General features: G+C 71.5%; 10 protein-coding genes. 1 reads left to right on the forward strand and 9 read right to left on the reverse strand.

Annotated elements, in window-relative coordinates; all coding sequences use genetic code 11:
• Positions 1-282 precede the first annotated feature (282 nt).
• From AB0O19_RS33280 to eccD, 9 genes are all read right to left on the reverse strand, one after another.
• Positions 283-1,968, reverse strand: coding sequence for a ribonuclease J (locus AB0O19_RS33280; protein ID WP_363624925.1), 1,686 nt, complete (start codon positions 1,966-1,968; stop codon positions 283-285).
• A 171-nt stretch (positions 1,969-2,139) separates the two neighbouring features.
• Positions 2,140-3,039, reverse strand: a complete 900-nt coding sequence (gene dapA, locus AB0O19_RS33285; RefSeq protein WP_063347602.1) for a 4-hydroxy-tetrahydrodipicolinate synthase — start codon at positions 3,037-3,039, stop codon at positions 2,140-2,142.
• Between the two features lie 228 nt (positions 3,040-3,267).
• A complete protein-coding gene (thyX, locus tag AB0O19_RS33290) occupies positions 3,268-3,999 on the reverse strand; it encodes an FAD-dependent thymidylate synthase (protein WP_363586537.1) in 732 nt (243 codons plus the stop codon).
• On the reverse strand, positions 3,996-4,454 hold the full coding sequence (locus tag AB0O19_RS33295) for a tetratricopeptide repeat protein (RefSeq protein WP_363624927.1): 459 nt from the start codon (positions 4,452-4,454) through the stop codon (positions 3,996-3,998). Before AB0O19_RS33295 ends, thyX begins: the two co-directional genes overlap by 4 nt.
• Positions 4,455-4,461: 7 nt before the next feature.
• Complete coding sequence (dapB, locus tag AB0O19_RS33300; RefSeq protein WP_063347605.1) at positions 4,462-5,208, reverse strand: 4-hydroxy-tetrahydrodipicolinate reductase; 747 nt, start codon at positions 5,206-5,208, stop codon at positions 4,462-4,464.
• 14 nt (positions 5,209-5,222) lie between these two features.
• Positions 5,223-6,575: a pitrilysin family protein gene (locus tag AB0O19_RS33305; RefSeq protein WP_350887436.1), complete on the reverse strand. Its 1,353-nt coding sequence runs from the start codon at positions 6,573-6,575 to the stop codon at positions 5,223-5,225.
• A gap of 114 nt (positions 6,576-6,689) precedes the next feature.
• Positions 6,690-8,897, reverse strand: coding sequence for a polyribonucleotide nucleotidyltransferase (locus tag AB0O19_RS33310; protein WP_363586535.1), 2,208 nt, complete (start codon positions 8,895-8,897; stop codon positions 6,690-6,692).
• Between the two features lie 460 nt (positions 8,898-9,357).
• A complete protein-coding gene (gene rpsO / locus AB0O19_RS33315) occupies positions 9,358-9,648 on the reverse strand; it encodes a 30S ribosomal protein S15 (protein ID WP_363586534.1) in 291 nt (96 codons plus the stop codon).
• 209 nt (positions 9,649-9,857) lie between these two features.
• Positions 9,858-11,315, reverse strand: a complete 1,458-nt coding sequence (eccD, locus tag AB0O19_RS33320; RefSeq protein ID WP_363624929.1) for a type VII secretion integral membrane protein EccD — start codon at positions 11,313-11,315, stop codon at positions 9,858-9,860.
• Between the two features lie 367 nt (positions 11,316-11,682).
• Here eccD and eccCa point away from each other — a divergent pair, with 367 nt between their 5' ends.
• Entirely contained in the window at positions 11,683-15,627 is a 3,945-nt protein-coding gene (gene eccCa / locus AB0O19_RS33325) for a type VII secretion protein EccCa (protein WP_363624931.1), read from the forward strand.
• Positions 15,628-16,029: the final 402 nt, after the last annotated feature.

Consider the following 16,029-nt stretch of genomic DNA (forward strand, 5'->3'; position numbering starts at 1 on the left):
AACGGACACTTCCTTCAGGCCGCCTTCCAGCGGGCCCTCCGGGCGCTTCGTTCTTTCGTGTTTCAAGCTTATCAGATGTTTTCCGCTCCGTTTTCTGGAGTTTCATTTACCTGATCGGCTTTCGCCTTTCGGCGCTCCCGAACTCTACCAGAGTTTCTCGGGCCGTTTTCCGCGGTCATTCTCGAATTCGCATTCGAGAGACTTCCTGCGGGGCCGTCCCGTGGGGCAACCCGGAGAACATTACGCACCGGGCTGCCCCACGTCAAACCAGCCGCCGGAGGCTCAGACCTCGACGACGACCGGCAGGATCATCGGCCGGCGGCGGTAGTTGTCCGCCACCCACTTGCCGACGGTCCGGCGGACCAGCTGCTGGACCAGGCGGGGCTCCAGCACGCCGTCGCTCGCCGAGCGGTCCAGGGCCTCCTGGAGCTTGGCGGCGACCGGCACGAACGCGTTGTCGTCGATGCCGGAGCCGCGGGCCTGGAAGGTCGGGCCGCCCACGATCTTGCCGTTGGTCGAGTCGACCGCGACGAAGACCGAGATGAAGCCCTCCTCGCCGAGGATCCTGCGGTCCTTGAGCGAGGCCTCGGTGATGTCGCCGACCGAGGCGCCGTCCACGTAGACGTACCCGGCCTGTACCTTGCCGACGATCCGGGCGACGCCCTTCTCCAGGTCGACGCAGACGCCGTCCTCGGCGATGACCACGCGGTTGCGCGGAATGCCGGTGGCGATGCCCAGGTCGGCGGCGGCCCGCAGGTGGCGCCACTCGCCGTGGACCGGCATCAGGTTGCGCGGCTTGCAGATGTTGAAGAAGTACAGCAGCTCGCCGGCCGAGGCGTGGCCGGAGACGTGCACCTTGGCGTTGCCCTTGTGCACGACCTTGGCGCCCCAGCGGGTGAGGCCGTTGATCACCCGGTAGACGGCGTTCTCGTTGCCCGGGATGAGCGACGAGGCCAGGACGACGGTGTCGCCCTCGACGATGCGGATCTGGTGGTCGCGGTTGGCCATCCGGGACAGCGCCGCCATCGGCTCGCCCTGGGAGCCGGTGCAGATCAGCACGACCTCCTTGTCCGGCAGGTCGTCGAGCTGCTTGACGTCGACGACCATGTTGCCGGGGACCTTCAGGTAGCCGAGGTCGCGGGCGATGCCCATGTTGCGGACCATCGAGCGGCCGACGAAGGCGACCTTGCGCTTGTACTCGTGCGCGGCGTCCAGCACCTGCTGGATGCGGTGCACGTGGCTGGCGAAGGAGGCGACGATGATGCGCTTGTCGGCGTTCGCGAAGACGTTCCGCAGCGCGGCCGAGATGTCCCGCTCGTGCGGGATGAAGCCGGGGACCTCGGCGTTGGTGGAGTCCACCAGCAGCAGGTCCATGCCCTCTTCGGCCAGCTTGGCGAAGGTCGGCAGGTCGGTCAGGCGGCCGTCGAGCGGCAGCTGGTCCATCTTGAAGTCGCCGGTGGCCACGACCATGCCCGCGGGGGTGCGGACGGCGACCGCCAGGGCGTCCGGGATGGAGTGGTTGACCGCGATGAACTCGCAGTCGAAGGGGCCGATGCGCTCGCGCTCGCCCTCCTTGACCTCCAGCACGTACGGCCGGATGCGGTGCTCGGCCAGCTTGGCCTCGATCAGGGCGAGGGTCAGCTTGGAGCCGATCAGCGGGATGTCCGGGTTCTCCCGCAGGAGGAACGGGACGGCGCCGATGTGGTCCTCGTGCCCGTGGGTGAGGACGATGCCGTCGATCTTGTCGAGGCGGTCCCGGATGTAGGTGAAGTCCGGGAGGATCAGGTCCACGCCGGGCTGCTCGTCCTCGGGGAAGAGGACGCCGCAGTCGACGATCAGGATGCGGCCCCCGTATTCGAAGACCGTCATGTTGCGGCCGATCTCGCCGAGACCGCCGAGCGGGGTGATGCGGAGGGCGCCCTCCTTCAGGGCCGGGGGCGCGCCGAGTTCGGGGTGCGGGTGACTCAAAAGACTCTCCTCACGACGCACGCCATATGCCCGGGGTCCTCCCCCTGAAGACATATGGCGTGCGTACTCAGTGTCGTTTTTCCTACTGGGTCGGTGCTCTCGCGCCGTCGGTCCGGTCCAGCGGCGGGCCCGTGAGGGTCCGGCGAGCCGGGGCGCGCACGTCTTCGTCTGTTACAGGTGTACCCCGCCGGCGGCGAGATCCTTCGTCAATCGTGCGATCTCCTCGGGAGTCGCGCCGACCAGCGGCAGCCTCAGCGGGCCGGCCGGCAGTCCCTGGAGCTCCAGCGCGGCCTTGGCGAGGATGACACCCTGCGTGCGGAACATACCGCTGAACACCGGGAGCAGGCCCTGGTGGATCGCCGTGGCCTTGGCCACATCGCCGGCCAGGTACGCCTCGATCATCGCACGCAGTTCGCCGGCCACGACGTGTCCGACGACGCTGACCACTCCGGCGGCTCCGACCGACAGCAGCGGCAGGTTGAGGATGTCGTCGCCGGAGTACCAGGCGAGGTCGGAGCGGGCGATGGCCCAGGCGGCCGCGCCGAGGTCGCCCTTGGCGTCCTTGTTGGCGACGATCCGCGGGTGCTCGCCGAGGCGGACCAGCGTCTCGTGGCTCAGCGCGACGCCGCTGCGGCCCGGGATGTCGTAGAGCATGACCGGCAGCCCGGTGGTGTCCGCGATGTGCACGGTGTGCCGGTACAGGCCCTCCTGCGGGGGCTTGCTGTAGTACGGCGTGACGACCAGCAGGCCGTGGGCTCCGGCGGCCTCCGCCTGTCGCGCCAGCTCGGCACTGTGGTGGGTGTCGTTGGTGCCGACGCCGGCCACCACGTGGGCGCGATCCCCGACCGCCTCCACCACGGCGCGGACGAGCTGGGCCTTCTCGGCGTCGCTGGTGGTCGGGGACTCACCGGTGGTGCCGTTGACGACGAGGCCGTCGTTGCCGGAGTCCACGAGGTGCGTGGCGAGGCGCTGGGCGCCGTCGAGGTCGAGTCCGCCGTCGGCGGTGAACGGGGTGACCATCGCGGTCAGGACCCGGCCGAACGGCGTCTGGGGGGTGGAGGTCGGAGCCATGCGTCCAAAGCTACTCGTAGGCGGTGGGGCGGTACCCACACCGGTCCAGTGTTCGGACAGGGGCATACCACGCGAAGCGGCGGAAACAGGCGGTGACATGGGATTCCGGTGCTGCCCGCTCGGGGGTTCGGGCAGCACCGGAATCCGTGTTCATGAATGTAGGGAGCAGCTAGAAAAGCCGCAATCCAGACATGCGTGACACTCCGCCCATATGCCTATCGTCCCAGGTCAGGGAGCGACCCGGCCGTGCTTCTCGAAGGCCGCATGGGTGAGCGGCATGAGCCGCGCCCACTCCTGCTCCATCTGCTCGGCGACCATCTCGATCTCGCGCTGCGGGAAGGACGGCACCGCCGAGTGCTCCCGCTTGGTCCGCAGCGACAGGAAGTGCATCAGCGAACGGGAGTTGCAGGTCGCGTACATCGAGGAGAACAGGCCGACCGGCAGCACCGCCCGGGCCACCTCGCGGGCCACGCCGGCCGCCAGCATCTCCTGGTAGCGCGCGTAGGACTCGCGGTACGCGGCCTCCATCGCCTCGGTGGTGGTCCTGTGCTGCTCGGGGGTGCCGTCGACGAACTCGTAGCGGCCCGGGCGGCCCTGCTGGACGAGCTTGCGCTCCTCCGCCGGAACGTAGAAGACCGGCTGCAGCTCGCGGTAGCGGCCGGACTCCTCGTTGTAGGACCAGCCGCTGCGGTGCCGGTGGAACTCCCGGAACACGAAGATCGGCGCGCTGATGAAGAAGGTCATCGAGTTGTGCTCGAAGGGGGTGCCGTGCCGGTCCCGCATCAGGAAGTTGATCAGGCCCTTGGACTTCTCCGGGTCCTGCTGGACCGCCTCCAGGGACTGCTCCCCCGCGGTCGAGACGCGGGCCGCCCAGATGACGTCCGAGTCGGCGGCCGCGCTGCGGACCAGCTCGACCGTGACGTCGCTGCGGAAGCTGGGGGCCGTCGGTTGGTCGCTCACGCGTTGCTCCTTGCGGGTTCGGTGCTGTGCAGCTTGATGGCGTGCTGCATGGTCTTGCGGGCGCGCGGGGTGTCGCCGGCGTCGGCGTACGCGACCGCGAGGCGGAACCAGACCCGCCAGTCGGCCGGCGCGGCCTCCGCCTCGGTCTGCCGGCGGGCGAACACCGCGTCGGCCGAGGCCCGGTCGATCCGCCCGCCGGTGGTGCGCTGGAGCTCGTCCACCGGCAGGCCGCCCTCGGCCTCCAGCTCCCGGGCGAGCTGCTCGCTGGCCCGGCCGAACCGGATGGTCTGGCGCAGGAACCAGACGCCGATCACCGGGATGACGAAGGCGCACAGGCCGATGCCGATGCCGAGCGGCTTGCCGGTGGCGACCAGCTGGACGCCCTCCCCGACGCAGAGGAGGGCGACCAGCAGCAGCACGCCGGACAGGACGAAGAATCCGGTACGGGACGTCATGCCGGGCTCACAGGTCCAGGAAGTGTTCGAGGCCCAGGGTGAGCCCCGGCGTCTCCACGACCTTGCGCACACCGAGCAGGATGCCCGGCATGAAGCTGCTGTGGTGCAGCGAGTCGTGCCGGATGGTGAGCGTCTCACCGGTGTCGCCGAACATCACCTGCTGGTGGGCGAGCAGCCCACGCAGCCGGACGGCGTGCACCGGCACCCCGTCCACGTCGGCGCCGCGGGCACCGGGCAGGCTGTGGGTGGTCGGGTCCTGCTGCTGCGGGCGGCCGGCCTCGGCGCGGGCGGCCGCGATCAGCTGCGCGGTACGGGTGGCGGTGCCGCTGGGGGCGTCGGCCTTGCGGTCGTGGTGCAGCTCGACCACCTCGACCGACTCGAAGTACTTCGCCGCGGTCTGGGCGAACTTCATGCCGAGCACCGCACCGATGGAGAAGTTCGGCGCGATCAGCAGGCCCAGCTCGGGGGCCTGGTCGAGCCAGCCGCGGACGGTGGCCAGCCGCTCGTCCGTCCAGCCGGTGGTCCCGGTGACCACGTGGATGCCGTGGTGCAGGCAGTAGTCGAGGTTGCCCATCACCGAGTCCGGGTGGGTGAGTTCGACGGCGACCTGGACGCCGGCCTCGGTCAGCTCCGCCGGCTCGGACCCGCGGCCCAGGGTGGCCACCAGTTCGAGGTCCGGCGCGGCCTCGACGGCCTTGACCGCCTCGGAGCCGATCCGACCGTTGGCACCGATCACGGCGACACGCAGCGTCATAGCGAAATGTCCTCTCACACCAGCAGATCGGCGAGCTTGGCGGCCCGCTTGTCGTTGACCGGTCCGATCAGCGCCAGCGACGGCCGGTACGCGCCCAGCACATCACGGGCCACCGCGTGGACGTCGTCCAGGGTCACGGCCGCGATCCGCGCCAGCATCTCGTCCACCGACAGGTGGTGTCCGTAGCTCAGCTCGGCCTTGCCGATCCGGTTCATCAGCGAGCCGGTGTCCTCCATGCCCAGCACGGTGGAGCCGGAGATCTGGCCGATCGCGCGCCGCAGCTCCTCTTCGGTGATGCCCTCGGCGACCACCTTGGCCAGCTCCGCGCGGCAGATCCGCAGCACCTCCTCGACCCGCTTGGGCTGGCAGCCGGCGTAGATGCCGAACAGGCCGCTGTCCGCGTAGGACGAGGAGTACGAGTACACCGAGTACGCCAGGCCGCGCTTCTCCCGCACCTCCTGGAACAGCCGGGAGCTCATCCCGCCGCCGAGGGCCGCGTTGAGCACGCCCATCGCCCAGCGGCGCTCGTCGTGCCGCGGCACCCCGGGCACGCCCAGCACCAGGTGGGCCTGCTCGGTGGAGCGGTTGAGCACCTCGACCCGGCCGGCCGTGCGCAGCGCCTTGACGCCGCGGCGGGCCTCGGCGGGGGCCGCGTCGGAGCGGGCCAGCACCGCCGCGAAGGCCTGCTCGACCTGCTTGACCACCGTGTGGTGGTCGAGGTTGCCGGCGGCCGAGACGACCAGGTTCTCGGGCCGGTAGCGGCGGCGGTAGAAGCCGGCGATCTGCTCCCGGGTGAGCACCTTGATGGTCTCCTGGGTGCCCAGGATGGGGCGGCCGAGCGGGCCGCTGCCGAAGATCACCTTGGCGAACAGGTCGTGCACCACGTCGCCCGGGTCGTCCTCGGCCATCGCCATCTCCTCGAGGATGACGCCGCGCTCGGCGTCGACGTCCTCGGAGCGGATCAGCGAGCCGGTGACCATGTCGCAGACCACGTCGATGGCCAGCGGCAGGTCGGTGTCCAGGACCCGGGCGTAGTAGCAGGTGTTCTCCTTCGCGGTGAAGGCGTTCATCTCACCGCCGACCGCGTCCAGGGCAGCCGAGATGTCCAGCGCGCTGCGCCGCGCGGTGCCCTTGAAGAGCAGGTGCTCCAGGTAGTGGGTGGCGCCGTTGAGCTGCGGGGTCTCGTCCCGCGAGCCGACGCCGACCCAGATGCCGAAGGTGGCTGAGCGCACCGTCGGCAGGGTCTCGGTGACGACCCGAAGGCCGCCGGGGAGGACGGTGCGGCGCACCGTGCCGGCGCCGTCGGCGCCCTTGAGCAGGGTCCGGGTGGAGCCGGGGCGCTGCTTCGCCGCCGGGGCCTGAGCCACGGGGGGTACCTCCAGAGGAAACACGCGTGGGAACGCATGGACGAACGCGGGGGCAACAGGGTGCGGCCCGCACGCCGGGAGGCGTACGGGCCGCAAGGGTCAGCTAGCGGCGCTTCACTCGGAAGCGGTCTCGCCGGCTTCCTCGCCCTCGACGACGGGGATGAGGGAGAGCTTGCCGCGCGGGTCGATCTCGGCGATCTCGACCTGCACCTTGGCGCCGACACCGAGGACGTCCTCGACGTTCTCGACGCGCTTGCCGCCGGCCAGCTTGCGGATCTGCGAGATGTGCAGCAGGCCGTCCTTGCCCGGCATGAGCGAGACGAACGCGCCGAACGTCGTGGTCTTCACCACGGTGCCCAGGTAGCGCTCGCCGACCTCCGGCATGGTCGGGTTGGCGATCTGGTTGATCGTGGTGCGGGCGGCCTCGGCGGCCGGTCCGTCGGCGGCACCGATGTAGATGGTGCCGTCGTCCTCGATCGTGATCTCGGCGCCGGTGTCCTCCTGGATCTGGTTGATCATCTTGCCCTTGGGGCCGATGACCTCACCGATCTTGTCCACCGGGATCTTGATGGTGATGATCCGCGGGGCGTTCGGGGACATCTCGTCCGGCGTGTCGATGGCCTCGTTCATCACGTCGAGGATGTGCAGACGCGCGTCCTTGGCCTGCTTCAGCGCGGCGGCCAGCACCGACGCCGGGATGCCGTTGAGCTTGGTGTCCAGCTGCAGGGCGGTGATGAAGTTGCGGGTACCGGCGACCTTGAAGTCCATGTCGCCGTACGCGTCCTCGGCACCGAGGATGTCGGTCAGCGCGACGTAGTGGGTCTCGCCGTCGATCTCCTGGGAGATCAGGCCCATGGCGATACCGGCGACGGCGGCCTTCAGCGGCACACCGGCGTTCAGCAGCGACATGGTGGAGGCGCAGACCGAGCCCATCGAGGTGGAGCCGTTGGAGCTCAGCGCCTCGGAGACCTGGCGGATGGCGTACGGGAACTCCTCGCGCGAGGGCAGCACGGGGATGATCGCCCGCTCCGCCAGCGCGCCGTGGCCGATCTCGCGGCGCTTGGGCGCACCCACGCGGCCGGTCTCGCCGACCGAGTACGGCGGGAAGTTGTAGTTGTGCATGTAGCGGCGGCGCGTCTCCGGGGAGAGCGTGTCCAGCTGCTGCTCCATGCGCAGCATGTTGAGGGTGGTGACGCCCAGGATCTGGGTCTCGCCACGCTCGAACAGGGCCGAGCCGTGCACGCGCGGGATGGCCTCGACCTCGGCGGCCAGGGTGCGGATGTCGGTGACACCGCGGCCGTCGATGCGGACCTTGTCCTTGATGACGCGCTCGCGGACGACCTTCTTGGTCAGCGCGTTGTAGGCGGCGCTGATCTCCTTCTCGCGGCCCTCGAACTCGGGGAGCAGCTTCTCGGCGGCCAGCGCCTTGACGCGGTCCAGCTCGTTGTTGCGCTCCTGCTTGCCCGGGATGGTGAGGGCCTGGGCGAGCTCGTCCTTGACGGCGGCGGTCAGCGCGGCGAGGACGTCGTCCTGGTAGTCCAGGAAGACCGGGAACACGCCGGTCGGCTTGGCGGCCTGGGCGGCGAGCTGCGACTGGGCGGCGCACAGCACCTTGATGAACGGCTTGGCGGCGTCCAGACCGGCGGCGACGACGTCCTCGGTCGGCGCCTCGGCGCCGCCCTCGACCAGCTTGATGGTCTTGTCGGTGGCCTCGGCCTCGACCATCATGATCGCGACGTCGCCGTCCGGCAGGACGCGACCGGCGACGACCATGTCGAAGACGGCCGACTCCAGCTCGCTGTGGGTCGGGAAGGCCACCCACTGGCCGTTGATCAGCGCGACGCGGACGCCGCCGATCGGGCCGGAGAACGGCAGGCCCGCCAGCTGGGTGGAGGCGGAGGCGGCGTTGATGGCCACCACGTCGTACAGGTGGTCGGGGTTGAGCGCCATGACGGTGCAGACGACCTGGACCTCGTTGCGCAGGCCCTTGACGAAGGACGGGCGCAGCGGGCGGTCGATCAGGCGGCAGGTGAGGATCGCGTCCTCGGAGGGCCGGCCCTCACGACGGAAGAACGAGCCGGGGATGCGGCCCGCGGCGTACATGCGCTCCTCGACGTCCACGGTCAGCGGGAAGAAGTCGAAGTGCTCCTTCGGCTGCTTGGACGCGCTGGTGGCCGACAGCACCATGGTGTCGTCGTCCAGGTAGGCCACGGCGGAGCCGGCAGCCTGACGGGCCAGACGGCCGGTCTCGAAGCGGATGGTACGGGTGCCGAAGGAACCGTTGTCGATCACGGCCTCGGCGTAGAACACGTTCTCTTCCACCTGGAAGATCTCCTCTTTCGTACGTCTCCGGGAGAGCGTCCCCGCGCTGCCTGCCTGCCGGCTGGCCCTGGCCCTCCTGGCAAGGAGGACGGCAGTCGGGCCGGTCTTCGATCGAAGCCTCCGGGGTGCTCCGCTCGGTCTGCGGGGCTTCCGGGGGCCACTACCGAGGACCGGCGCCTCACGGCTGCCGGGCCGGGACGGGCGGTCCGCGTCTGGACGCTCTCTCGGATGCGGGCGGCTTCCGTTTGAAGCCTTCGGCCCGCGGGGGGTTCGGGTTCGTCTGCCCGGGTGGCGCGCTGGTGCGCCATCACCGGGCATGCCCACAACCCTACGGTGCAATCCTCGGCCACCTGGGGAGGTACGCGCGAGTTGTTATGTCCGGGCGCCGCGGCTCGGGGTGTCCGCGGCATACGCGCGAGGGGCGGCTCCCCGGTGTGGGGAGCCGCCCCGAGCGGCGGTCTTAGCGGGCGCCACCGGCGGCACCGCGGCGGATGCCCAGGCGGTCGACGAGCGTACGGAAGCGCTCGATGTCCTTCTTGGCCAGGTACTGCAGCAGGCGGCGGCGCTGGCCGACCAGGATCAGCAGGCCACGACGCGAGTGGTGGTCGTGCTTGTGGATCTTGAGGTGCTCGGTCAGGTCCGCGATGCGGCGGGAGAGCATGGCCACCTGGACCTCGGGGGAACCGGTGTCGCCCTCCTTCTGGCCGAACTCGGCGAAGATCTGCTTCTTGACGTCAGAGGCGAGAGCCACTGCAACTCCTTCAGGGTGTACCGAGCGGTCCTGGTCGACAACACAGGACTCATGAGGACTCGGTGTCGTGACGGAGCGCGGCCGGCGGTCTGCGACCCACCGGAGGCGGACACACGGCTGCGCTCGAAGGCCAAGGGTACCAGTGCCGCCCACCCGGCCGGTCGGCGGGCCGGACGGGCCGAACGGGGCGGGCGGCACGGGCCGGCCGGTCAGCTGGTGGCGCCGCGGACCAGCCGGTAGACGTCCAGGACGGCGAGCGCCAGCGGGACGAGCGAGATCAGGGTCAGGCTGTCGACCAGGTCCAGGATGCGCCCCCAGAACGGGGAGACGCCGAGCCGGGGCACCACCAGCGCGATCGCGGCGAGCAGCGCCGCGCCGAACGCGATGGAGGCGGCCAGCCAGACGGTGCGCAGGTCGACCTCGGCGGAGCTGGCGGCGCGCAGGATGAACTGCGGGGTGTGCAGGGACAGGCCGATGATCAGCAGGGCCAGACCGAGCAGCCCGGCGATGGTGAGGCTGAAGACCTGCGCGGTGTAGCGGAACAGCCGGGCGCGCAGCATCGTGGCCAGGCCCAGGGCGAGCGCGAGCAGCTCGGGGAACGTCCGGTCGGTGAAGCCGAGGACGGCGCAGGAGCCGACCACGACCGCGGCGCAGCCGCCGACCAGGCCGACCAGGACCTCGTGGCCGCGGCGGGCCTGGTGGGCGATCCGCTCGTACTGGACGGCCTCGGCGCGCTCGGCCTCCTCGTCGTAGTCGCGGCTGCGGGTGCGGGTCTGGCCCGGTGCGCTGAAGCCGACGGGCAGCCGGGCGAAGCGGGCGGAGAGGCCGGGCAGGAAGCCGACGGCCGCGACGGCGGTGATGCCGGTGACGGCGGCGATGTGCCCGGCGGGGGTGTCCGGCAGCAGGACGGCGGCGAAGGTGGCGAGCGCGCCGGCGGCGGCGACCAGGGCGGCGGCGACGAACACCGCGTCCTTCTCGGGGAGCAGTCCCACCAGCAGCACGGCGACCACCAGGACGGCGACGCAGCCGGCCAGGAACTGGAGCCGGCCGGGGCCGTCCCACGGGTGGGCGACGGCGAGGACGCCGCTGCCGCCGATCATGGCGTGCGGCAGGGCGCCGAGGCCGAGCGCGAGGGCGGCGTGGGCGTCCTGGTAGACCCGGGCGCGGACGCCGGCCAGCGCGGTGAGGACGACGGCGGTGACGCCGGCCAGGACGCCGGGCAGGCCGTGCATGTCGTGGCGCAGGTCGGCGAACCAGAGCGCGAAGCCGAGCAGGACGAGCAGCAGCGCGGCGCCGATCAGGCCGAAGGCCCGCATGAGTTCGGCGCTCCAGAGCCGGCGGTCGGTCTCGACGGCGCTGGCGATCGCGTCGGCGACGTCGTCGTAGACGGCCGGCGGGAGGGACTCGGCGAAGGGGCGCAGCGCGAGCAGGTCGCCGTCGCGGACCTGCTGGGCGGCGAGCGGCAGGCCGCTGTCGAGGACGGTGCCGTCGCGGCGCACCAGGTGGAAGCCGGTGGGCGCGCCGTCGGGCTGGCTCTGGTTGGCCAGGCGCAGCACCTCGGGGTAGACGTCCGCGAGCGGGACGTCCTCGGGCAGGGCGACGTCGATCCGGCGGTCCGGGGCGACGACGGTGACCCGGCAGTAGCCGGTCGCGGCGGTGTTGCTCATCGCCGCACCTCGGTCCTTCGACGCACTGGGCGCTCCCCCTTGTTGACGGTGCCGCGGCACGGCGGCGCTCGGTGTGGCAGTGGAACCGGCCCGACCGGGCCGCGAGTTGGCGCGGCGTTACCCTACCCGCTCGGTTCGTGCCCGGCCCCGGTGCGGGCCGGGCCCCCGGCGGGGGGTGCGGCCGCGGGCCTGGCGGGCGGTGCGGGGGCGACCGTTAGGATCGGCCCCTGCGCGCGGTACGGGGGGCGGCGCCGTGTGGCGCGTCCTCGCCCTGGCGAAACCCGTACGAGCCGTACGAGTCGTACGAGTCCAGTTGCGTGAGGGCTGATGCCGAAGTGATCGATCGACGCCGCGGGGTGGATGACACATGGGTGTGATCACGGTCAAGCGCCCGGGCCGGGCCTATCCGCCGGCGGTGCCGGACGAGCCGGTGGAGCTGGTGACCCCGCCCGAACTGCCCCGGCAGGGCGGCGAGGACTGGCTGATGAGCATCCTCCCGATGCTCGGCATGGGCGGCTCGGCGGTGTTCTTCTTCGCGCCGGGCGCGGCGGCCCCGATGAAGGTCATGGGCGGTCTGATGGTCGCCTCGACGGTCGGCATGGTGCTGGCGCAGATCATGCGGGCCCGCAAGGGCGGTTCGACCGCGATGGCGGACGAGCGGCGCGACTACCTCAAGTACCTGCAGCAGATGCGCCGCCAGGTGCGCCGCACGGCGGAGCGCCAGCGCGGCGCGCTGCTGTTCCTGAACCCGGCGCCGGACCAGCTGTGGTCGATCGTGGCGGACGGCCGGCGGCTGTGGGAGCGCCGCACCGGGGACGGCGACTTCGCGCAGATCCGGGTGGGCCTGGGCCCGGTTCAGCTGTCGACGCCGCTGGTGGCGCCGCAGACCGCGCCGATGGACGAGCTGGAGCCGCTGTCGGCGGCCGCGATGCACTCCTTCCTGAAGGCCCACGGCACCTTGCAGGACCTGCCGCTGGCGGTGTCGCTGCGCGCCTTCTACCACGTCACGGTGTGCGGGGACGCGGACTCGGTGTACGGCAACGTGCGCGCGATGATCGCCCAGCTGACCACCCTGCACTCGCCGGACGACCTGCTGGTCGCGGTGGCCGCGGCGCCGGGCGCGGCGGAGGAGTGGGAGTGGACCAAGTGGCTCCCGCACAACCAGCACCGCAGGGAGGCCGACGGCGCGGGCTCGCGCCGGCTGATCGCCACCGACCTGGGCGAGCTGGAGTTCCTGTTGCAGGACGAGCTGGCCGGCCGCCAGCGGTTCGTGCGGGACGCGGCGCCCGCGCCGGACCAGCCGCACCTGGTGGTGGTGATGGACGGCGCCGGGGTGCCGCCGAACTCGCTGCTGGCGAGCCCCGAGGGCGTGCAGGGGGTGACCGTCATCGAGGTGGTGCCGGGCGACCTCGACGAGCCGAGCGGGCACCTGATGGTGACGGTGAGCCCGCAGGAGCTGGTGCTGCGCTCGGCCTCCGGGGCGACGTACACCGGCACGCCGGACCTGCTCTCGGTCTGGCAGTCCGAGGCGCTGGCACGGCAGTTGGCGCCGTACCGGCTCTCGGCCGGCGGGGACGACGAGCCGCTGCTGTCGAACCTGGACTTCACCGACCTGATGAACTCGGGCGACCCGGGCTCCTTCGACGTGACGCGCAGCTGGCGCCCGCGCGCCCAGCACGAGCGGATGCGGGTGCCGATCGGGGTCGGCGCGAACGGCGAGCACGTCTACCTGGACATCAAGGAGGCCGCGCTGGAGGGCATGGGCCCGCACGGCCTGTGCGTGGGCGCGACCGGCTCCGGCAAGTCGGAGCTGCTGCGCACCCTGGTGCTGGCGCTGGCGATGACGCACTCCTCGGAGATCCTGAACTTCGTCCTCGCCGACTTCAAGGGCGGCGCGACCTTCTCCGGCATGGCGGACATGCCGCACACCTCCGCGGTGATCACCAACCTGGAGGGCGAACTCACCCTGGTCGACCGCATGCGGGACGCGATCGAGGGCGAACTGCACCGCCGCCAGGAGCTGCTGCGCTCGGCGGGCAACTACGCCAACATCCACGAGTACGAGCGGGCCCGGGCGGCCGGCGCGGCGCTGGACCCGCTGCCCTCGCTGGTGCTGATCATCGACGAGTTCTCCGAACTCCTCACCGCCAAGCCGGACTTCATCGAGATGTTCATCCAGATCGGCCGGATCGGCCGGTCGCTGGGGGTGCACCTGCTGCTGGCCTCGCAGCGCCTGGAGGAGGGCAAGCTGCGCGGCCTGGACACCTACCTCTCCTACCGGATCGGTCTGCGCACCTTCTCGGCGGCCGAGTCGCGGGCGGCGATCGGGGTGCCGGACGCCTACCACCTGCCGCCGGTGCCGGGCGTCGGGTACCTCAAGTTCGGCGAGGACGTGATGGACCGGTTCAAGGCCGCGTACGTCTCGGGGCCCTACCGGGCGCCGGGGCAGCAGCGGTCGACCGGCGGGCGGCGGGTGAACGCCCGCCCGGTGCTGTTCACCGCGGCCCGGGTGGAGCCGCCGGAGCCGGCGGTGGAGGAGGAGGCGCCGCTCGCCCCGGAGCAGGACGACGCGCTGGTCGACACCGTGCTGGACGTGTTCGTGCAGCGGATGACGGGCCAGGGCCCGGCCGCGCACCAGGTGTGGCTGCCGCCGCTGGAGGAGGCGCCGAGCATGGACCACCTGCTGCCGCCGCTCCAGGTGGTGCCGGAGCGCGGGCTGACCGCGCCCGGCTTCCCGGCGGGCCGGCTGCGGGTGCCGATCGGCATCGTGGACAAGCCGCGCGAGCAGAAGACCGACGTCCTGGAGGTCGACTACGCGGGGGCGGCCGGCCACGGCCTGGTCGTGGGCGGCCCGCGCTCGGGCAAGTCGACGGTGGTGCGCACCACGGTGGCCTCGTTCGCGCTCACCCACACCCCGCGGGAGGTGCAGTTCTACCTGCTGGACTTCGGCGCGGGCAGCTTCCAGTCGCTGGCCGGGCTGCCGCACGTCGGCGGGGTGGCCGGGCGCCTGGACGTCGACAAGGTGCGCCGGATGGTCTCCGAGGTGCACGGGGTGCTGAACCGGCGCGAGGAGCTGTTCCGGGCCGCCGGGATCGACACCATCGGCACCTACCGGGCCCGCCGGGCGGCCGGGCAGCTGCCGGACGAGGCGTTCGGCGACGTGTTCCTGGTGATCGACGGCTGGAACACCTTCAAGCAGGAGTTCGAGGTGCTGGAGCCGGTGATCGGCGACATCGCCCAGCGCGGCCTCGGCTACGGCGTCCACCTGGTCATCACCGCGGCCCGGTACGCGGAGGTGCGCCCGGCGCTGAAGGACCTGCTGCAGAACCGGACCGAGCTGAAGCTCGGCGACCCGATGGAGTCCGAGGTGGACCGCCGGGTGGCGCAGAACGTCCCGCCGCTGGCCGGGCGCGGCATCACCCCGGAGCGGCTGCACTTCCTGTCCGGCCTGCCGCGGCTGGACGGCTCCTGCGCGGTGGACGACCTCCAGCACGGGGTGGCCGGCCTGGTCGCCGCCGTCGACGGGGCCTGGACCGGGCCGCGCGCGCCGCAGGTGCGGATGCTGCCGGCCGTCCTGGACGGGAACTCGCTGCCGAAGGGCTTCGAGCGCCCGGAGCGCGGGATCGCCTTCGGCGTGGACGAGGCCGAGCTGGCACCGGCCTTCGTGAACTTCGAGACCGACCCGCTGTTCATCGTCTTCGGCGACACCGAGTCGGGGAAGTCGGCGCTGCTGCGGATGCTGGTCAAGCAGATCACCGAGCGGTACACCCCGGACCAGGCGGGCATCGTGGTCGGCGACTACCGGCGCGCGCTGCTGGGCGCCGTGCCGCCGGAGTACCTGGTGGAGTACGCGGCCGCGCAGCCGGCCATGGCGGCCATCGTGGACATGCTGCGCGGGGCCTGCGCGCGCCGCCTGCCCGGCCCGGACGTCACCGCCGAGCAGCTGCGCAACCGCAGCTGGTACAGCGGCAAGGACATGTTCGTGATCGTGGACGACTACGAGCTGGTCGCGACGGGCTCGGGCAACCCGCTGGCGCCGCTCGCGGAGTTCCTGCCGTTCGCCCGGGACATCGGCCTGCGGGTGATCGTGGCCCGCAGCGCGGGCGGCGCCGGCCGCTCGCTGTACGAGCCGGTGCTGCAGCGGATGCGCGAGCTGGGCGGGCAGGGCGTGATCCTCTCCGGCAACCGGGACGAGGGCGCGCTGCTGGGGACGGTCAAGCCGATGCCGCTGCCGCCGGGGCGCGGGGTGTACGTGTCGCGCCGGGCGACCGGCGGGCAGATGGTCCAGACGGGCTGGCTGCCGCTGGTGTGAGGGCACCGGCGCACCGCGCCGGCGGCTACGGACGGTGATCGAGGGGTCTGGCTCGCGGGAGCCCGGCCCCTTTCGCGTCCCAGGTGTCGAAACGTTACCTAGATCTTTCCGGCGCGGGGCTGCGGTTCCCGCACCCCGCCCGGGGGTTGCGGCCGCACAGGGGGGCGCCTGGGCGTATCGCCGTCCGACTCCACGGACACCTTTGAAAGGTGGCTTGCAACACTCTGTTCACCTTGGATTCAGTTGCAATGTGGCAGAGGTAACAAGTCGGGCAAAGCTCGCAATGACCGTACGTGATCATCGGATCGCATGTCTATGCCCTTCCGCGCAACGGATTCCGAAGCATTTCGGCCATTGACGCAATCAATACGCCCAGGTTCCATTGCGACCCAGGAGCGACCC

The sequence above is a fragment of the Kitasatospora sp. NPDC091276 genome, assembly GCF_040684355.1.
Lineage (GTDB): Bacteria > Actinomycetota > Actinomycetes > Streptomycetales > Streptomycetaceae > Kitasatospora.

What these genes read in the sequence shown, in the direction of transcription:
- dapA (WP_063347602.1), bottom strand. Translation starts at nt 3,039, where the DNA reads ATGGCTCCGACCTCCACCCCCCAGACGCCGTTCGGCCGGGTCCTGACC.
- AB0O19_RS33295 (WP_363624927.1), bottom strand. Translation starts at nt 4,454, where the DNA reads ATGACGTCCCGTACCGGATTCTTCGTCCTGTCCGGCGTGCTGCTGCTG.
- dapB (WP_063347605.1), bottom strand. Translation starts at nt 5,208, where the DNA reads ATGACGCTGCGTGTCGCCGTGATCGGTGCCAACGGTCGGATCGGCTCC.
- eccD (WP_363624929.1), bottom strand. Translation starts at nt 11,315, where the DNA reads ATGAGCAACACCGCCGCGACCGGCTACTGCCGGGTCACCGTCGTCGCC.
- eccCa (WP_363624931.1), top strand. Translation starts at nt 11,683, where the DNA reads ATGGGTGTGATCACGGTCAAGCGCCCGGGCCGGGCCTATCCGCCGGCG.